Raw genomic sequence first — 18,943 nt, 5'->3', positions numbered from 1 at the left:
GCAGTGATCAATCATTGCGTCGGGAGCCAAACTAGCAATCGCGGTTTTGCGCTGTATATATCCCTTGGGGGATAGAGTCGTTTTCAGGTGTCAGGCTTCGGCGAGCAGTTCCTGGCCGGTGAGATCGCGGATAAACAGCCCGAGCAACTCGGACTGGCTGCCGATGCCGAGCTTGGCGTAGATGTTCTTGCGGTGAATCTTCACCGTGCCGGGGCTGATGCTCAGTTGCTCGGCCACCGAGGCACTGGAGTGACCGCGCAGCAGCAACTGCACCACTTCCTGTTCGCGGCAAGTAAGGATGTGCGCGCCGAACTGATCGAACGCTTCGCGGATCTTGAAGTCGAGGTCTTGTGCCGGGCGCGGCTGTTGCGCCTGACGCAAGCGCCAGGCTTCGTTGACGACTTGTTCGACGACGGCCTGTGCGCATTCGATCAACTGCATTTCGTCACGACTGAACGCGCAACTGGCAGAGGAGCGCATCAGCGATAGAACGGCCATGGCGCCGTCGCCGAGCTCGACAAAAAAAGCCACTTCTTCGGCCAGTCCGGTCTGCTGGTAATAAGTCAGGTAGTACTCGCCGAGGTAGAAGTGGTCGGGCGCGAACTGGCGCAAGCGCCACAGTCCCGCCGCTTGTCCGCGGGTGCAGGCGAGGTAGAACGGATCGAGCAGATACGGACCGCACTGGTAGTCATCGACATACACCGCACGCTTGTCGGCGGCAAAGGTGTCGAACAGCGCCAACGGTCGGTGATTGCCTTCGTAGACGAACAGGACGAAATGATCGACCGGACACACCTGGCGCAACCAATGGCTTAACGCCGATAACCGCGCATGCCCTGCAGGCAGGTCAAGTAGGTGGGCGACACCGGTGGTCCAGAGTTTCAGTTCCTTGGGGCGCATGGCGGTTTCAGGCAGGAGTGGAATGCCATTGGATGCACAAACTACGCCATGGTGGGTTGCGCCTTGCCGCGCGGGACGCACGCCCGTACGTCAGGGAAAAGACGCACCGCAACAGGGCTGGATGTTACCGAGTGCTACACGGTTGGTAGCAGAAACGATCGTATCGGCCCACAGCCCTGTTTGCTCCTGTATAGCCTCCTGAACACTGATCCGCACTACCATTCTTCAGCTAAGTCTTTGCTTCTGTTGATTAATCCCGGACAATCGCGCCCCTGTTTCGGCCAGGGCGCTGCCTGTCGGATTTTTCCGACTCGTCCTGACCGGGTAGCAACTGACCGGAATGCGGAGATCCCACCGGATGAATGATCAGGCCAATAGCGTCGACAAACGCTATGTAGCGGCGACACCAGCAACGCTTTCGAGCTGGAATCGCCATGACACCACCTGGATGCTCGGCCTGTTTGGCACGGCCATCGGGGCGGGCACGTTGTTTCTGCCGATCAACGCAGGGCTGGGCGGCTTTTGGCCGTTGCTGGTTCTGGCGGTACTGGCGTTCCCCATGACCTTCTACGCACACCGCGGCCTGACCCGCTTCGTGCTGTCCGGACGCGAAGGCGCCGACATCACTGAAGTGGTGGAAGAGCACTTCGGCATCAAGGCCGGTGCGCTGATCACTTTGCTGTACTTCTTTGCGATCTTCCCGATCCTGCTGATCTACAGCGTGGCGCTGACCAACACCGTGGGCAGTTTCCTTGAGCATCAACTTCACATCATGCCGCCACCGCGCGCGGTGCTGTCGCTGGTGCTGATCCTCGGTCTGCTGGCGGTGGTGCGTTGCGGTGAGCAACTGATCGTCAAGGCCATGAGCCTGATGGTCTACCCGTTCATCGTCGCACTGCTGTTTTTGGGGGTGTACCTGATTCCACACTGGAACGGCGGCATCCTGAGCACCGCCAGCACGGTGCCGGAACCATCGGCGCTGCTGCACACCCTGTGGCTGGCGATTCCGGTGATGGTGTTCTCCTTCAACCATTCACCGATCATCTCGGCGTTTGCGGTCGACCAGAAGCGCCGTTACGGCGATCACGCCGAAGAGCGCAGCTCGCAGATCCTGTCCCGCGCTCACCTGTTGATGGTGATAATGGTGCTGTTCTTCGTCTTCAGTTGCGTGCTGACCTTGTCGCCGGCGCAATTGGCTGAAGCCAAAGCGCAGAACCTGTCGATCTTGTCGTACCTGGCCAACCACTTCAGCAACCCGACCATCGCCTTCGCGGCGCCGTTGATTGCCTTCGTGGCCATCTCCAAGTCGTTCCTGGGCCACTACATCGGTGCCAGCGAAGGTCTTAAAGGCCTGATCGTCAAAAGCGGCAAGCGTCCGGGCGCCAAGACCCTGGACCGCATGACCGCGGCGTTCATGCTGGTGGTGTGCTGGATCGTTGCCACGCTGAACCCGAGTATTCTGGGCATGATCGAAACCCTGGGTGGCCCGGTCATCGCGGCGATTCTGTTCCTGATGCCGATGTACGCGATCCGCAAGGTGCCGGCGATGGCGCGTTATCGCGGGCAGGCGTCCAACGTCTTCGTCACTGCGGTGGGCCTGGTGGCCATTACGGCGCTGATTTACTCGCTGACCGCGTGATCGTTCGGGCTGCTCGCGCAGCGCCGAATTGACAGCTACAGTGGCCGCTGCGCGTGATGCGCGCAGCGGTTTTTTTTCGCCTGGAGACATTGGATTGTCGAGCGCCTCTCCCCGAAACCCCACCGGACAACCCAGCCGCTGGCAAGACTTGCTGGCCGGGTTGTCTATTGCTGGCCTGTTGTTGCCCGAAGCGGTCGCCTATTCAAGTATTGCGGCCGTGGCGCCTCAGGCCGGGGTGATCGCCTTGTTTGCCGGTTTGCTGTGCTATGGACTGTTAGGCACCAGCCGCTTCGCCATTGTCTCTGCGACGTCTTCGTCGGCTGCGGTGCTGGCCGCTGCGACCGCGACGCTGGCCAACGGCGATCCGCATTTGCGCTCGACTCTGGCCATTGGACTGGTGCTGATGACCGGCGTGTTCTTCCTGCTGGCCGGGCTGTTCAAACTCGGCAGCGTGACGTCGTTCATTGCCAAGCCGGTGCTGCGCGGCTTTGCCTTTGGTCTGGCGTTGACCATCATCCTCAAACAAGTGGCCAGTGTGGTCGGTGTGCATTTGAGCGACGCCAACCTGGTCCGGTTTCTACCGCAATTGCTGGAACAACTACCGCAGTGGAACTGGGTGGCGGCGGGTGTCGCGGCGGTGGCATTGGCCTTGTTGACGCTGTTCGGGCGGCTGCGTCGTTTGCCGGGCGGCTTACTGGTCGTGGTGATTGGTATTGTGGCCGGTCAATGGCTGAACCTGCCGGTGTATGGCGTGAAGTTGATTGGCGTGATCGATCTGAGCCTGGAAGTGCCCCAACTACCGGTATTGCCCTTCAGTGACTGGTTGCGCCTGGGTGAGCTGGCAGTTGCCATGGTGATGATCCTGTACGCGGAGTCATACGGCTCGATCAGTGCCTACGCGCTCAAGCACGGCGACCGTATTTCATCGAACCGCGATCTGCTCGCGTTGGGTGCGTCCAATCTGTTGTCCGGGTTGTTTCATGGCATGCCGGCGGGGGCAGGGTATTCGGCGACGTCGGCCAATGAAGCGGCGGGCGCCACGTCGCGACTGGCCGGTGGCGTGGCGGCGCTGGTGGTGTTGCTGATCGTTTTGACGGTGTTGCCTTACATTGCCCTGACGCCGGAGCCGATTTTAGCCGCCATCGTCATCCATGCCCTGGCCCGAGGCTTGAGCCTGCAACCGTTGGGGCGGTACTTCATTTGGCGACGTGACCGCGTGCTGGTGATCTGCGCGGTGGCCGCCGTGCTGGTGTTGGGTGTGCTGGACGGGTTACTGCTGGCGGTGGCGATCAGTGTGGTGCTGATGCTCAAGCAACTGTCGGCGGCCGACATTCAGGTCCTGGGGCGGATTGATGGCGGTCACGACTTTGTCGACCTGCAACGCCATCCGACGGCGCAAACGGTGCCAGGGGTGTTGATTGTTCGACCGGGTGAGGCGTTGTTCTTTGCCAACGTCGAGCGTGTTCTGGGGAGTACGTTGCGGTTGATCCGCCATTCTGAGGCGCCGATTCACTCGGTCATTCTCAGCCTTGAGGAATCGCCCGATCTGGATGGCACCAGCATTGAGGCGTTGCAGGAATTTTTTGTGCGGGTGCATCACGAAGGCAAGCAGCTGGTGCTGGCACGGCTCAAGGATTCGGCGCAAACCGCGTTGGCGGCATTGCCGGAAGTGAAGGATACACAGGTGATCCTCAGCGGCTTGAGCGTAGATGGCGCGGTACAACAAGCCCTCACTTCTACAGAGGGATTTGTGTAAGGGCATAGTCATGTTGCAGGCATAAAAAAAACGCCGCCCCTCTCACGAAGGGCGGCGTTTTCTATGGCGTTGTAACGTTACGCTTGAACGACCGGGATCTTGGCGTTCGCAGCGACTTCACGGAACTCGGCGATCTGGTCGAAGGACAGGTAGCGGTAGACATCGGCCGCCATGCTGTCGATCTTGCCCGCGTATTCCATGTACTCCTCGACGGTCGGCAGGCGACCCAGGATGGAAGCAACAGACGCCAGCTCAGCCGAAGCCAGGTAGACGTTCGCGCCGTCACCCAGACGGTTCGGGAAGTTACGGGTCGAGGTCGACACTACAGTGGAGTTCGGCTCAACGCGGGCCTGGTTACCCATGCACAGCGAGCAACCTGGCATTTCCATGCGTGCGCCGGCCTTGCCGTAGATGCCGTAGTAGCCTTCTTCGGTCAGCTGGTGAGCGTCCATTTTGGTCGGCGGCGACAGCCACAGACGGGTTGGCAGCTGACCCTTGACCTGATCCAGCAACTTGCCGGCAGCGCGGAAGTGACCAATGTTGGTCATGCACGAACCGATGAACACTTCGTCGATCTTCTCGCCAGCAACGCTGGACAGCAGACGGGCGTCGTCCGGATCGTTTGGCGCGCAGAGCACAGGCTCTTTGATGTCGGCCAGATCGATTTCGATGATTTCAGCGTATTCGGCGTCAGCATCGGCAACCATCAACTCAGGGTTGGCGATCCAGGCTTCCATCGCTTGAGCACGACGTTCCAGGGTACGCACGTCACCGTAGCCTTCGCCGATCATCCAGCGCAGCAGGGTGATGTTGGAGCTCAGGTATTCGGTGATCGACTCTTTCGACAGCTTGATGGTGCAACCGGCAGCCGAACGTTCGGCCGAGGCGTCGGACAGTTCGAAAGCCTGTTCGATGCTCAGGTTGTCCAGGCCTTCGATTTCCAGGATGCGGCCGGAGAAGGCGTTCTTCTTGCCTTTCTTCTCGACGGTCAGCAGGCCAGCCTGGATCGCGAAGTAAGGAATGGCGTGAACCAGGTCACGCAGGGTGACGCCCGGTTGCATCTTGCCTTTGAAGCGCACCAGGATCGATTCCGGCATGTCCAGCGGCATGACGCCGGTGGCAGCGGCGAACGCGACCAGACCGGAACCGGCCGGGAACGAGATGCCCATCGGGAAACGGGTGTGCGAGTCACCACCGGTACCGACGGTGTCTGGCAGCAGCATGCGGTTCAGCCACGAGTGGATGATGCCGTCGCCCGGACGCAGCGAAACGCCGCCACGGGTCATGATGAAGTCAGGCAGGGTGTGGTGGGTGGTCACGTCGATCGGCTTTGGATACGCCGCGGTGTGGCAGAACGACTGCATCACCAGATCAGCCGAGAAGCCCAGGCACGCCAGGTCTTTCAGTTCGTCACGGGTCATTGGACCGGTGGTGTCCTGAGAACCTACGGTGGTCATCTTCGGTTCGCAGTAGGTGCCAGGACGCACACCGGCTACGCCGCAAGCCTTGCCGACCATTTTCTGCGCCAGGGTGTAACCCTTGGTGCTTTCAGCCGGGGCTTCCGGCAGTTTGAACAGGTCGAACGCTGGCAGACCCAGTTCGGCGCGAGCCTTGTCGGTCAGGCCACGGCCGATGATCAGCGGAATACGGCCGCCAGCACGAACTTCGTCCAACAGCACCGGGGTCTTCATTTCGAAGGTGGTCAGGACTTCGTCAGTACCGTGTTTGCAGACTTTGCCCGCATGCGGGTACAGGTCGATCACGTCGCCCATGTGCATGTTCGACACGTCGAATTCGATTGGCAGTGCGCCGGCGTCTTCCATGGTGTTGTAGAAGATCGGAGCGATTTTGCTGCCGAAGCAGAAACCGCCAGCACGCTTGTTCGGCACGTAAGGAACGTCGTCGCCGAAGAACCACAGTACGGAGTTGGTCGCCGATTTACGCGAGGAACCGGTACCGACCACGTCACCGACGTAGGCGATCGGGAAGCCTTGGCCGCGCATTTCTTCGATCTGCTTCATCGGGCCGGTAACGCCTTGGGCGTCAGGGACGATGCCGTCGCGGGCCATTTTCAGCATGGCCAGGGCGTGCAGCGGGATGTCTGGACGGGACCAGGCATCCGGGGCAGGGGACAGGTCGTCGGTGTTGGTTTCGCCGGTGACCTTGAACACGCGCAGGCTGATCTTGTCGGCCAGGGTCGGGCGGTTCTTGAACCACTCGCCGTCAGCCCAGGACTGCAGCACGCCTTTAGCGTGAACGTTACCGTTCTTGGCGCGCTCAGCGACGTCGTGGAAGGCATCGAACATCAGCAGGGTGTGCTTGAGTTCTTTGGCCGCGACGGGCGCCAGTTCGGCGTCGTCCAGCAGGTTGACCAGGGTCACGATGTTGTAGCCGCCCTGCATGGTGCCGAGCAGTTCAACAGCGCGCTTCTTGTCGATCAGGGGGGATTTGGCTTCGCCTTTGGCGAGGGCGGACAGGAAGCCGGCCTTGACATAGGCCGCTTCGTCCACGCCAGGTGGAACGCGATTGGTGATCAGGTCAACGAGGAAAGCTTCTTCGCCAGCCGGAGGATTCTTCAGCAGCTCGACCAGGCCTGCAGTTTGTTCGGCGTTAAGTGGCTGGGGAACGATACCCAGTGCTGCACGCTCTTCGATATGTTTGCGGTAGGCTTCAAGCACAGTTATTACCCTCATCAGTGGTCCCAAATGGGTGTCCGGGACGCTCATCCCGAAATTGCCGTACTCATGCGCTGCATGGCGTTGTGAGCCACTTAGCCAGAATTACCGACAATTCCTTACAGAAGCTGCTTTCAAAGTTTTACGCCTGCAGAACGGGAGCTGATGAGGGTTGGCGTTGAGCTTTTCCCCGCTGGAAAAACCCTTCGCCAACACCGCTCTGAAGGAACGACTGTGCTCGTGACGCTTTGAAAACAGCTTCAAACGGACATTGGCGCCTTAAAAAGGCTGGCTGATTCTACGGCAAAAAAAAATTAAAGGTAAGTTAGCCCTCGAATTTTGAGGGGTGATGAATGTTAGACAAAGGGCTAACATGCGGACCTGTCAGTTTTCCCCGTGTTTTGCCTACCTCTATGCCCAATCAGACTATCAAGACGCCATGCGTCGGCCTTTGCTCCACTGTTTACGGTGATTTGGTGTGCCGTGGCTGTAAGCGTTTCCACCATGAAGTGATCAACTGGAATGGCTACAACGAGGAGGAGAAGCGCGCCGTATGGCTTCGACTTGAACAATTGCTGTCCCAAGTGATGGCCAGCAAGCTGGAGGTGTTCGACCCCCAGCGCCTGCGTTTGCAGCTGGAGCAACGCAAGATTCGTTTTGTGCCGCATCAGTCAGAGTATTGCTGGGCGTATCAACTGATTGCCCGAGGGGCGCGGGTGATCAACAACCTGGAGGCTTACGGGATGGTGTTGATGCCGGAATTCCGCGACTGGAACCTGCCGGAATTGCGCGATGCCATTGATCGGGAATTTTTCCTCCTGTCCGAGGCGCACTACCAGCGCTACATCGCACCGGGTTTTCTGAAAGACGCCTTTGGCGCCTAGAAACTTCGCGAGCAGTTCGAATAGTTGCACCGCTCGCGAAAGTTTGCGCCCCGACGTTAAGCATCTCAATGCTTGTCAGCCAACTCCTCCAGATGATCCTCGATCTCCCGCGGCTTGAGCACCAGCACGTCACTCTCCACCGAATCCAGCACCACTTCAGCCGTATTGCCGATCAATGCCCCTGACAGTCCGCTGCGCGCCACGGTGCCAATCACGGTCACAGCCGCCTGCAGCTTGTGCGCCATGAACGGTATCAAAACGTCTGCCGGGCCTTCTTCGATGTGCAGGTGCGAGTCGTCGATGTCGAACTCTGCCTGGAACGCCCGGCACTGCTCGCGATAGCGCGCCTCGATGGTTTCGCTGAGCTGCAACGTGGGGTCGGCAGCGGACAACATCGGCGACGGATGAGCGCTGACGACGTGTAGGTGCGCCTTGGCCAGGCCGGCGATGTCATAGCCATGATCGATGATGGTGTTGTGCAGGTGGCGGTGTTCAGGGTCGGTATTGCCGACATCGACGGCCGCCAGAATCACTTTGTCTTTCCAGGAACCGGCGGTTTTTACCAGCAGCACGGGGGTAGGGCACGCGCGAAGCAACTTCCAGTCATCCGGGGTCAGCAGTGCCTTTTTCAGCGGGCTGTCCGGGAAGTGCTGCTTGACCACCAGCCCGCAGCCTTCAGCTTGCTGCACCTCGACGATGGTTTCGTGCAGGCTCTTATGCCAGGCCTGTTCGGTGGTGACGCTGTAACCGTCCGCCACCAGGGCCGCCTTGAGCACGCCCAGCAAGCCGCTGTGATCATGCTTGGGGTCGCCGACCAGCAGGTGCAAGTGCGCCTGAGTCACACCGGCAATCAATTTGGCCCGTTTGAGCGCCAGGCTCTCCGAGTGTTCGGGTTCTATGACCACCAGAATGCTGCGAATGGCTTGCATGATCGGGATCTCCTGAAGAAAAAAGCACGGCGTTGCACAACTATAGTTGCTGCCCGGCATCCGGCGACTTGATGCATATCAATGGTTGGCCGCTGGTGGTCTGCGGGCAGGCCGGTATAATCGGCGCCCTTCGATTTGAACCACTTATCCGTGAGCCCCATGATCCTTCCCGAAATTCACGAGTTCCTCGGCTGCCGTACCCCCGACGGCTGGGTTCAGGCCGCACTGGCCGATCAGGAAACCCTGCTGATCGACCACAAGAACTGCGAATTCAAGGCCGCCAGCACCGCGCTGAGCCTGATTGCCAAGTATCACTCCCACGTCGACCTGATCAACCTGATGTCGCGCCTGGCCCGGGAAGAACTGGTGCACCACGAGCAGGTCATGCGCCTGATGAAAAAGCGCAAGATCGAGCTGCGCCAACTGTCTGCCGGGCGATACGCCTCGGGTTTGCGCAAAGTGGTGCGTAGCCACGAACCGGTCAAACTGGTGGACACCCTGGTGGTCGGCGCGTTTATCGAGGCCCGTAGCTGCGAGCGTTTCGAGGCACTGGTGCCGCACCTGGACGAAGAACTGGGCAAGTTCTACTTCGGCCTGCTGAAAAGCGAGGCCCGGCATTTTCAGGGTTACCTGAAACTGGCCTATCAGTACGGCGATGCCAAGGATATCGCCCAGGTGATCGACAAGGTCCGCGCCGCCGAGCAGGAACTGATCGAGTCGCCAGACGTGGAATTCCGTTTCCACAGCGGTGTGCCCGCAGCGGCCTGACACAGACTGTTAAACGTCCTCGCGAGTCAACCCAAGGCGCTCGTGCCAGTCGGCGATGGATTCTTCGGGATAAACGTCGAATTGCTGATCGCCAGGGTGCGCCTCGACCTCCACCCACGGTGCTTTCGAGCCGAGCATCAGGTGCGTGTGCTCCGGTGGCACCGGCAACGGAGTGTCGATGGCGGACGCGAACGGGTGGATCAGCTCCGGCCACTCAGGGCTGAACAGCCACAAACCACTCCCGCACAGTGAGCAGAAATGCCGCTCGGCGCTGCTGCTGTGGGCGCGTTTGTCGCCGTCATTCTTGAGCCGCGCATGGTAAATCGCGATGTGCTTTCGCCCGTGTACCTTAAGGCTTGCGGCATCGCCGCCGAGGTTGATCGCATACCCGCCACCGCCCTGTGTCTTGCGGCAGATCGAGCAGTAGCAACGCTGATAAGGGTAGGGGTGGGCGCTGTTCAAACTGAACGACACCGCGCCGCAATGACAGGAGCCTTCGAGCTGCATGGCAACCTCCGACCGGTCTGGGGTTTATCCAGACAGCCTAGACCGGTACCAGAATCGCATCGCCGGTCGCTACCAGTTTCAGTTGATCGCCGGTTTGTGCAAACAGCTCGGCGCGGGCGAACACCTGTTTCTTGCCAGCCTTTACCACCCGACCCCGAACGACGAACGCTTCACCGATTGCAGGCGCCAGGCAGTTGACCGAAAAGTGCGACGCCAGCACGTTGCCGGCGACCGTACCGGCAGCAAAGCCGCACGCCGTGTCGAGCAGCGCGCCAATCAGGCCAGCGTGCAGGAAGCCTGCATATTGCGCCATATCGGTTTCGCGAAAAGCCATGGTCAGCTCGGCTTCGCCACTTGCGGCATGGGTCACTTCGAAATCGGCCCAGCGGTTGAAGGCTGAGGTTGAGTTGATCTGTTTCAGTGCTTCGAGCATGGCGAATCCCTCCGGTTGAGACACCAACATGCGCCTGGGATGGAGGGAAGTCATGATGGATAAGGGAGGGTGATGGGGCGGTGGATTTGTGGTGAATGGGCCGCCGCTATCGCGAGCAAGCTCGGCTCCTACAGGGTGTTGTGAACGCCTGTAGGAGCCGGGCTTGCCCGCGATGAACGATAACGCGGTCCTGCTGGACGCCCACTCACGGCCAAGGCAGCATGGGCGCCTCCATCACCGGGGCTGACTCATGCGACGACTACCTTCTCTGGCAGCACTGCGAACCTTCGAATGTGCTGCCCGTCACGCGCATTTTGGCCGGGCGGCGGCGGAGTTGTGTGTCACCGACAGCGCTGTCAGTCACCAGATTCGCCAGTTGGAAGAACAGCTGGGCGTGTCGCTGTTTGTGCGTGAAGGTCGCCAGATTCGCCCGACGATGGCCGCCGGGCGCTTGATGCAGAGCTTGCAGCAGGCCTTCGAATTGATCGGCGATGCCTGCGACGAACTGCGCGATCCGTCATCACTGGCAGTGTTGCGACTGGCGGTGACCGCCGAGCTGGCACAAAAATGGTTGATGAGCCGCCTCACGGATTTTTACGCGCGCTATCCGCACATCACCTTGCACCTCTATGAACAACCCATTGATGCGACGGCACCCGGGGAAGACATCGACCTGGCGATCACCTATGGCACGGGCCCGGTGGACAGCAGCGCGTACTTCGTCCGGCCATTGCCGGCATTGCAGTTCTTTCCGGTGTGCAGCCCCGGTCTGTTCAACCAGGGTACGTTGAAGGCGCCCAAGGATCTGGCGCGCCATTGCCTGTTGCACGACGATCAGGACGGCAAGACCTGGACCGCCTGGCTGACCAGCCATGCCGGGGATCAACGCCCCGAACGGCAGTTGTATTTCGCCCACGCGGGCCTGGCACTGGAAGCAGCGGCCCAAGGGCAGGGCGTGGCAATGGGCGACAACCTGACGGCTCAGGAGGACTTGCTCAGCGGGCGTCTGGTGCGGCCGTTCACGTCCAGCATGACGGCGCTCGGCCAATACGCGCTGGTGTGCGAGCGGGTGCGGTTGGAGCGCCCCGCAGTGGCGCAGATGCTGGAATGGTTCAACGATCAACTGATCGATTGATGAGTTGTATTCAAGTGTTCCGAAATAATCATCGTTGGCGAGCAAGGCGCCAGCGACCTTAGCCTGTGGTCATTCCAATCCCCGTTGATGAGGTTTGAACATGGCACGTTTGCTCGACTCCACCCCCAAACAAGACGGCTTCCGCCTGCCAGGCGAATTCGAAGCCAAGTCCGGCTGCTGGCTCGGCTGGCCGGAGCGCACCGACGTCTGGCGCAACGGCGCCAAGCCTGCGCAGAAAGTCTGGGTGCAAATCGTCACCGCCATCTCGCACAGCGAACCGGTGACCGTGTGTGCCTCCGCCGCCCAATTCGCCACCGCCCGCCGCCAGCTTCCCCCTCAAGTGCGGGTGGTGGAAATGACCTGCAACGACACCTGGTTCCGCGACAGTGGCCCGTGCTTTGTGGTCAACGACCACAGCGGTGAAGTGCGCGGCGTCGACTTTGAGTTCAACGCTTATGGTGGCCTTGACGGAGGTTTGTACTACCCGTGGGACAAGGACGATCAGATCGCCAGCAAGATTCTCGAAATCGAACGTTTCGACCGCTACCGCGCACCGTTGATTGCCGAGTTGGGTGGCATTCAAAGCGACGGCCAAGGCAGCATCCTCACCACCGAGCAATGCCTGCTAAACCGCAACCGCAATCAGCATTTGGGCAAGGAAGAGGTCACGCGCCGACTGACCGATTACCTCGGCGCCGAGCAAGTCATTTGGCTGCCGCGCGGTTGCAAGTTTGACGAAACCGACGGCCACGTCGACGATCTCGCCTGCTTCGTGCGACCCGGTGAAGTGGTGCTGCAATGGACCGACAACCGCGATGACCCCCAGTGGGAAATCTATCAGGAGGCCTACGACATCCTGCGCAGCACCCGTGACAGCCGTGGTCGCGAGCTGATCGTGCATAAACTGCCGCAACCGGATGTACTGCAATGGACCGCTGCAGAAGCCGAAGGGCTGGATCAGCAGGACAGCACGCATACGCGCCAGGCCGGGACGCAGATATGCGCGTCGTATATCAACTACTACGCCGGCAATACGTCGATCGTGGTGCCGTTGTTCGGTGACCGTCACGATCAGGCGGCGCTGGCAACGCTGGCCGAACTGTTCCCGACCCACACAATTGTCGGTATCGAAAACTCCCGGGAAATCCTCCTCGGCGGCGGCAATGTCGCGTGCATCACCATGCCGCAATACGCGGCGCCTGCCCGCAACAAAAAGGACGTTTGAACATGGGCCTGCACAAACTGACTCAAGCGTTAATGCTGGTGCTTGCACCCCTGTGTGTGCAGGCCGCCGACACCACCAGACCGGTGGTCAACCTGTATATCTGGGGCGAGTACCTGGCCCCGGATACGTTGAAGAATTTCGAGGCGAAAACCGGTATCCATGTGGTCGCTGATCACTTTGATTCACTGGAAACCGTCGAAACCAAACTGCTGACCGGACGCAGCGGTTATGACCTGGTGCTAACGGCGGGGCAGCACTTATCGCGGGCGATCCAGAGTGGCGCGATCCAGACGCTGGACCACCAGCAAATACCGCATTTTCAAGGTGTCGGCGACGAATTCCGCGAACACATGGCGGTGTTTGATCCCGGCAATCGCTACGCCGGTATCTATGCGTGGGGCACCACCGGCGTCGGCTATCAGGAACAGGCCGTAGAACAGCGTTTACCGCACGCACCAACGGACAGTTGGGCGATGCTGTTCGACCCGGCGGTGGTGTCGAAATTTGCCGATTGCGGGGTCAGCCTGCTCAACGATCCCAACGAAGTGTTTGCGGCGGTCATGAAGTACATGGGCCTGGACATCAACCGTCAGAACCTGGATGACCTGAAGCTCGCCGAGCAGCAATTGGCGAAGATCCGGCCGTACATTCGCTACTTCGACAATGACCTGAACATCAGCGATCTGGCCAATGGCAACACCTGCGTGGCGATGTCGTGGAACGGCAACGTGGCCATCGCTGCCGGACAGGCAGCGGCTGCGAACAAGCCATTCACGCTGACTTACCGGATCCCGAAGGAAGGCACGTTGATCTGGTTTGACGCGATGGTCATCCCCAAGGATGCGCCGCATCCCGAGGCGGGACTGGCGTTGATGGATTATTTGATGACGCCGGAGGTGATTGCGCCGATTACCGACACCATTCATTACGCCAATGCGATTACGGCCGCGGATGGCTTGATTGATCCGGCGATTCGCAATGATCCGGGGACGTATCCGACGGCGCAGGTGAAGGCCTCGTTGTACAGCAAGAATGATAATGGGAAGGCGTTTAACCGGGCATTGATTCGGGCGTTTAGCCGGTTGAAATCCGGGTTGTGATGGGCATTGGGTAATGGGGTGAATGTGATTCCGCCATCGCGAGCAAGCTCGGCTCCTACATTGGTCTTGTGAACGCCACAAATCCACTGTGGGAGCCGGGCTTGGTCCGGGCGGCGTTCCGACGATGAACGATAACGCGGTTTATTTGTTGGGCACCCGCCACAAATACCAAGCCGCCACCGTCCGGTATGGGCTCCACGCCAGCCCGATCTCGACCATCTGCTTGCGTGTTGGTTGTACTTCCAGCCCCTTCAGCCGCCGATACCCCTCACGCACGCCGAAGTCATCGGCCGGCAAAATATCTGGCCGTTCGAGGCTGTAGATCAACAACATCTCAACCGTCCAGCGCCCGACCCCGCGCAAGGTCACCAGTCGCGAGATCAGGTCCTCATCTTCCATCGCCGATGCCGTGGCGTAATCCGGCACCACGCCGTCCAAGGTCGCTTGGGCAATCCCTTGAATGGTCGCGATTTTACCTGCCGAGAACCCGCAGCTGCGCAATTGATCGAACCCTGTTGCCAGAATCTGCTCGGGCCGTGGAAAGCTCACCGATGGAAACAGCGCCAGCAACCGGCCGACAATCGCATCCCCGGCCTTGGCGTGCAGTTGCTGGTACGCAATCGCCCGCACCAGCGACTCATACGGATCGCGAGCCGCATGAGGCTGATGCAGGCACGGGCCGATGGCGGCGATGTGGCGCGCCCAGTCGTCGTCCAGGGCCGCCAGGAAAGCGCTCTCGGCTTGATAGGGATCGGGCATGGCGATCAAGCAGTCCCGGCAGGTTTGAGCAAGGCGTTGATCTCGCCGTAGGTGAACGCCTTGAGGTGACTGCTGTCGAGTTTGCCGGTTTCCAGAAAGCTTTTTGAAAGGCCGGCCATCGCACCGTAAAGAAACTCGGCGATGCCCGAACCGGCACTCAAACGTCGCACACCCAAGGCTTGCAGCGCGTCGGGCGAGGGCAGGCTCGCCAGTCCCAGCACGTTTACCGGCAGCGCGGTGCCTTGGCACAACGCCGCGATTTCATACTCCGCCGAGACGCCCGCCGCAAACAACCCGTCGGCACCCGCCGCCTGGTATAACGCGGCGCGCCTGAGTGTCTCGGCGACGCGATCCTCGGCCGGCACCAATCCGCGGAGGTACACATCGGTGCGTGCATTGATAAACAGTTTCACATTGCACTGATCGGCGACCTTGCGCGCCACTTCGATTTTGCGCACCAGCAGCTCGGGCGGGGACGCGCCGTCCTCGATATTGATCCCGACCGCCCCGGCGTCAATCACCGCCTCAATCACTTGCGCAACGCGCGCAAGGTCATCGGAATAGCCAGCCTCGATGTCCACCGTCAACGGCACGGAAATCACCCGGGCGATGGATTCGACGGTCGATACCAGGCGTTCGACGGGCAGGGCATTACCGTCCGCATAACCATGAGCCCACGCCACCGCCGCACTGCTGGTGGCGACCGCTTTACAGCCCAGTTGCTCGACGATCCGCGCCCCGGTGGCATCGGCGACGTTGGTGAGGATCAACAAGCCTTGCTGGTGCAACTGGTGGAATTGGTTGTCCATCGAATGTCCTTCCTTATGACGGTTGAGAAATTCAGAACGCGAGTGGTTGGGTGAGCTGCACCGCCGCGTTTTCCAGCCGTAGCAGAAACGCCTTGCGCGGTTGTCCTCCACCATAGCCGGTCAACGAGCCGTCCGCACCGATCACCCGGTGGCAGGGCACCACGATGGCCAGTCGATTGCGCCCGTTGACCAGGCCCACGGCGCGGCTGGCACCGGGCTTGCCCAGTCGTGCGGCAATGGCGCCGTAGGTGCTGGTCTGGCCATAGGGGATAGTAGCCAGTTGCGCCCACACCTGGCGGGCGAAGTCGCTGCCCGGCAAGTGCAATGGCACGCTGAAGTGCGTGAGCTTGCCGGCGAAGTACTGCGCCAGTTCGGCCTCGATGTGTTGCAGATGGGCGTGATGTCCCGGCGCGACAGCGTAGTCATGCCGGTGCTGCAGTTCTTCGATTTCCCGGGTCAATGCCGGGCGATCGAGGAACTCCAGCAGCACCAGCCCGCGACGCTCAGCCATGGCGATCATCGGCCCCAGTGGCGTGGTCAGCCGGGTAAAGAGCAGCGGTTCACTTTGAGCGGCCCGGCCCGGCGTAATGTGGAACGACTTCTGAAAAGCGTCACGAAAGCCGCTGAGCGATTCATAACCTGAGTCGAATGCCGCGCTGTCGATGGAGTCGCCCTGTTTGATCCCGCCCAGCGCCATACCGAGGCGGCGGGTGCGCAGCCAGGCGTGAAAGGTCATGCCGAAATGCTGCTTGAACCAGCGCCGCAACTTCAGCGGCTCGATGCCCTCTGCCAGCAACTGGGCGTCAGTCCAGCGCTGCTCGGGATCGGCGTCCACCGACTTCAGCAGCGTCTGCACCCACTCCGGCGCGATGGCCGCAGCGTCCAGCGGTTTGCAGCGCAGACATGCGCGATAACCCGCCGCCATGCATTCATCGGCGTGCGCAAAGAACTCGACGTTCTCCGGTTTCGGCGAACGCGCCGTACAGCCGGGGCGGCAGAAGATCCCGGTGGTTTTCACGGCCGTGAAGAACACCCCCTCATAGGCGGTGTCGCGTTCGAGCATGGCGCGAACCATTTCGGCGTGGGGCGGCAGTAAAGCGGTCTGTATGTTCATGGGGTGAGCATAAAACCCTGTGGGCGGTGTCTCCACCGCAAAATCGACAGTGAATTTTCGTCGTGCTGAACTACAGTTTTCGGGTTATTGACCAGCCAGCCATTCAGGAACCGATTTCATGCCACCGTTCACGATTCAACACATTGATCACATTGTGCTGCGCGTCCAGGACCTGGAGCGAAGTATCACGTTTTATGCTCAGGTGTTCGGCGCTGAGCTGGTCAAGCGCCAAGACAATCTGGGGCTGGTGCACCTGCGCGCCGGGACCTCGATGATCGACCTCGTCAACCTGGACGGTGAGCTCGGGCGCAAGGGCGGCGCTGCCGCGGGTCAGGAGGGGCGTAACCTCGACCATGTCTGCCTGCGTATCGAACCCTTTGATGAGGCGGCGCTTGTCAGCCACTTGCAGTCGTTTGGTCTGACAGTGGAGAAAGCCGCCACGCGCTTTGGTGCTGAAGGTTATGGCTTGTCGCTTTATTGTTTCGACCCGGATGGTAACCAGGTCGAGCTCAAAGGGCCGTCCACTGATCAGCCTTAGGCATCCCCAAGCCGCTATCGTAAAAACTCGATTCGGGGCAAGCGAACTTCAAGGCATCAAACCGGCCACTCGATAGGATTCGATCATTTGGTCGTACACCGAAATGTCGTTGCGCCCTCGGGACACCAGTTGCGCACCTTGAATGGCGGCAAATATCGACAGTGCTTGCCGTTCAAGTGCTTCTGGCTGAACGTCTGGCTGTTTCAGCGCCAGCACCTTGGCCAACCATCGAACGTTCGTATCCGTGAACCCGTCCACTTCGACGCGTACTTCGGCCGGGAGATCGTGGTGCTCGGCCGCCAGGATTCCGCACAGGCACATCCGATTGTCGTTTTCCAGGGCTGCGCGGAAGGCGGCCGTGTAGTCCTTCATCATCGACTTCGGGTCTTGTGATTCCACCAGTAACTGATCCAGATACGCGGCGGTGTCTTCGGTGTAGCGTCGAGCCAGAGCAGCACCCAAATCACCCTTGGTTGGGAAGTGGTAGTGGATGCTGGCGCTTTTGATCCCCACTTCTTTCGCCAACTCGCGAAAACTCAATGCGTTGTAGCCGCGGGCCTGCACGACTCTACGGGCTGCTTGCAGGATGGTTTGCTTGGTATCGATTGTTGTCATGCTGTTTTTGCCTACCTATCGATAGATATCGGTTGACCTGAACGATCGCTGGTCGCATTGTCTACCTCCCGATAGATAGATGGCAATGGAGTTAACGTGAAGATCTACGATATCCCCGGTTTTCCTAGCCCGTTACGTATTCGAGTGGTCATCGCCGAGAAGGCGTTGGCGTCCAGCATCGAGTTCATCAAGATCGATTTGCCGGCAGCCGAACACAAACAAAGCGCTTTTTAGCGATCAACCCCACCGGCACCGTGCCGGTTCTGGAACTGGATGACGGCACTTATCTGTCTGAATGCACGGCCATTACCGAGTATCTCGACAACCTTGATGGCAATCCCACGCTCACCGGCACAACGCCGAAAGAGAAGGGGATGATCCACATGATGCAGAAACGCGCCGACGACCAGCTCATCGATGCCATCGGCATCTATTTTCACCACGCGACCGACGGGCTCGGGCCTCAATTGAAAGCCTATAAAAGCCCCGAGTGGAGCGACCGGGTCGTATGGGGCGAGATGCACCGAGAGAAAGCTATCAACGGCATGAAGTATTTCGACCAGGTCTTGAGATCGCAGCCTTACGTGGCCGGCGATCAATTCTCGATGGCGGACATCACCGTTTGGGCGGGCTTGATCTTCGCCGGTTTCGCTCAAATTGCGATTCCGGATGAGTGCACTGCGCTCCTCGCATGGAACGCAAAAACAGGTGAGCGGCCAAGCGTGAAAAACCCGGCCTGATCCTGTCTGAAGGCCTTACTGCGCCCCGGCCGTCAATCGGTACGGGGCGTTTGCGTTTTCGTTCAGCGTATAAGCCGAGATCGGGCTACGCCGGGCTTTGTTGAACGAAGCGCCCAAGCAGCCACCTACGCTAAAAAATGCCGGATGTTTCTTTGATTTTTTTGGATGACTTCACGCGTTTAACGAAGCGTGTTTAAAAACACTTGGTGTTACGTCCCGAAGGCTACAAGACCTTGCGCCGTTACCTACGATCAAGCCAGAATCCGCCGGCTTGTGCGGCTACGGGGTGGGCTATATCGTTTCCCTGTCACTGAAAAACAGTGATCGGGTTTGGTAGCCCGTCTAGAAGCCGCATGACAACACCTTATGTAGTCTCTTTTTGGGACTCTGTGTTTATGGTGGTCATGCGTGGGGCTC

At 59.8% G+C, this 18,943-nt stretch carries 17 protein-coding genes and 1 pseudogene; 9 read left to right on the top strand and 9 right to left on the bottom strand.

Annotated features, from left to right (window positions below):
• Positions 1–90 precede the first annotated feature (90 nt).
• The gene (locus LOY55_RS17485) at positions 91–900 is read right to left on the bottom strand and encodes a response regulator transcription factor (RefSeq protein WP_109786103.1); all 810 of its coding nucleotides are present in this window, start codon (positions 898–900) and stop codon (positions 91–93) included.
• A 358-nt stretch (positions 901–1,258) separates the two neighbouring features.
• Between LOY55_RS17485 and LOY55_RS17480 the strand changes: the two genes are divergently transcribed.
• A complete protein-coding gene (locus LOY55_RS17480) occupies positions 1,259–2,539 on the top strand; it encodes a serine/threonine transporter (RefSeq protein ID WP_046031376.1) in 1,281 nt (426 codons plus the stop codon).
• Between the two features lie 94 nt (positions 2,540–2,633).
• A complete protein-coding gene (locus tag LOY55_RS17475) occupies positions 2,634–4,295 on the top strand; it encodes a SulP family inorganic anion transporter (RefSeq protein WP_258665963.1) in 1,662 nt (553 codons plus the stop codon).
• A 77-nt stretch (positions 4,296–4,372) separates the two neighbouring features.
• Here the strand turns inward: LOY55_RS17475 and acnB are convergent, their stop codons facing one another.
• Entirely contained in the window at positions 4,373–6,973 is a 2,601-nt protein-coding gene (gene acnB / locus LOY55_RS17470) for a bifunctional aconitate hydratase 2/2-methylisocitrate dehydratase (protein WP_258668353.1), read from the bottom strand.
• A 410-nt stretch (positions 6,974–7,383) separates the two neighbouring features.
• Between acnB and LOY55_RS17465 the strand changes: the two genes are divergently transcribed.
• Positions 7,384–7,854, top strand: a complete 471-nt coding sequence (locus LOY55_RS17465) for a DUF1289 domain-containing protein (RefSeq protein ID WP_027923350.1) — start codon at positions 7,384–7,386, stop codon at positions 7,852–7,854.
• A gap of 65 nt (positions 7,855–7,919) precedes the next feature.
• Here the strand turns inward: LOY55_RS17465 and LOY55_RS17460 are convergent, their stop codons facing one another.
• A complete protein-coding gene (locus LOY55_RS17460; RefSeq protein ID WP_258665961.1) occupies positions 7,920–8,783 on the bottom strand; it encodes a universal stress protein in 864 nt (287 codons plus the stop codon).
• Positions 8,784–8,942: 159 nt separating this feature from the next.
• On the opposite strand from LOY55_RS17460, the gene LOY55_RS17455 reads away from it, so the two are divergent.
• Positions 8,943–9,551, top strand: coding sequence for a tRNA-(ms[2]io[6]A)-hydroxylase (locus LOY55_RS17455; RefSeq protein ID WP_046032069.1), 609 nt, complete (start codon positions 8,943–8,945; stop codon positions 9,549–9,551).
• A gap of 9 nt (positions 9,552–9,560) precedes the next feature.
• On the opposite strand, the gene LOY55_RS17450 is transcribed toward LOY55_RS17455, so the two are convergent.
• Positions 9,561–10,058: a GFA family protein gene (locus LOY55_RS17450; protein WP_077432046.1), complete on the bottom strand. Its 498-nt coding sequence runs from the start codon at positions 10,056–10,058 to the stop codon at positions 9,561–9,563.
• 37 nt (positions 10,059–10,095) lie between these two features.
• Entirely contained in the window at positions 10,096–10,491 is a 396-nt protein-coding gene (locus LOY55_RS17445) for a PaaI family thioesterase (RefSeq protein ID WP_046032071.1), read from the bottom strand.
• A gap of 250 nt (positions 10,492–10,741) precedes the next feature.
• Between LOY55_RS17445 and LOY55_RS17440 the strand changes: the two genes are divergently transcribed.
• From LOY55_RS17440 to LOY55_RS17430, 3 genes are all read left to right on the top strand, one after another.
• Positions 10,742–11,626, top strand: coding sequence for a LysR substrate-binding domain-containing protein (locus LOY55_RS17440; RefSeq protein WP_077432223.1), 885 nt, complete (start codon positions 10,742–10,744; stop codon positions 11,624–11,626).
• A 100-nt stretch (positions 11,627–11,726) separates the two neighbouring features.
• A complete protein-coding gene (gene aguA, locus LOY55_RS17435) occupies positions 11,727–12,851 on the top strand; it encodes an agmatine deiminase (RefSeq protein ID WP_258665956.1) in 1,125 nt (374 codons plus the stop codon).
• Between the two features lie 2 nt (positions 12,852–12,853).
• Positions 12,854–13,951, top strand: coding sequence for an extracellular solute-binding protein (locus LOY55_RS17430; RefSeq protein ID WP_258665955.1), 1,098 nt, complete (start codon positions 12,854–12,856; stop codon positions 13,949–13,951).
• A gap of 141 nt (positions 13,952–14,092) precedes the next feature.
• Here LOY55_RS17430 and LOY55_RS17425 read toward each other — a convergent pair whose 3' ends face one another.
• Genes LOY55_RS17425 through LOY55_RS17415 form a run of 3 tightly spaced genes read right to left on the bottom strand, consistent with a single transcriptional unit; the run spans position 14,093 to position 16,633 of the window.
• Entirely contained in the window at positions 14,093–14,710 is a 618-nt protein-coding gene (locus tag LOY55_RS17425) for a DNA-3-methyladenine glycosylase (RefSeq protein ID WP_258665953.1), read from the bottom strand.
• Positions 14,711–14,715: 5 nt separating this feature from the next.
• Complete coding sequence (locus LOY55_RS17420; protein ID WP_258665951.1) at positions 14,716–15,519, bottom strand: isocitrate lyase/phosphoenolpyruvate mutase family protein; 804 nt, start codon at positions 15,517–15,519, stop codon at positions 14,716–14,718.
• Between the two features lie 31 nt (positions 15,520–15,550).
• Entirely contained in the window at positions 15,551–16,633 is a 1,083-nt protein-coding gene (locus tag LOY55_RS17415) for a bifunctional transcriptional activator/DNA repair enzyme AdaA (RefSeq protein WP_258665949.1), read from the bottom strand.
• A 118-nt stretch (positions 16,634–16,751) separates the two neighbouring features.
• Between LOY55_RS17415 and LOY55_RS17410 the strand changes: the two genes are divergently transcribed.
• Positions 16,752–17,171 carry a VOC family protein gene (locus LOY55_RS17410; protein WP_223523596.1) on the top strand — a complete coding sequence of 140 codons (420 nt, stop codon included), beginning with the start codon at positions 16,752–16,754 and terminating at the stop codon, positions 17,169–17,171.
• Between the two features lie 48 nt (positions 17,172–17,219).
• On the opposite strand, the gene LOY55_RS17405 is transcribed toward LOY55_RS17410, so the two are convergent.
• Positions 17,220–17,786 carry a TetR/AcrR family transcriptional regulator gene (locus LOY55_RS17405; protein ID WP_046032079.1) on the bottom strand — a complete coding sequence of 189 codons (567 nt, stop codon included), beginning with the start codon at positions 17,784–17,786 and terminating at the stop codon, positions 17,220–17,222.
• A 96-nt stretch (positions 17,787–17,882) separates the two neighbouring features.
• Between LOY55_RS17405 and LOY55_RS17400 the strand changes: the two are divergent.
• Positions 17,883–18,526 (top strand): annotated as a pseudogene (locus LOY55_RS17400) (glutathione S-transferase).
• Positions 18,527–18,943 lie beyond the last annotated feature (417 nt).

Origin of the sequence: Pseudomonas sp. B21-040 (genome assembly GCF_024748695.1) — a bacterium.
Classification (GTDB): domain Bacteria; phylum Pseudomonadota; class Gammaproteobacteria; order Pseudomonadales; family Pseudomonadaceae; genus Aquipseudomonas.
The sequence above is the reverse complement of the archived record's forward strand: the minus strand, read 5'-3'. Positions and strand labels throughout refer to the sequence as shown.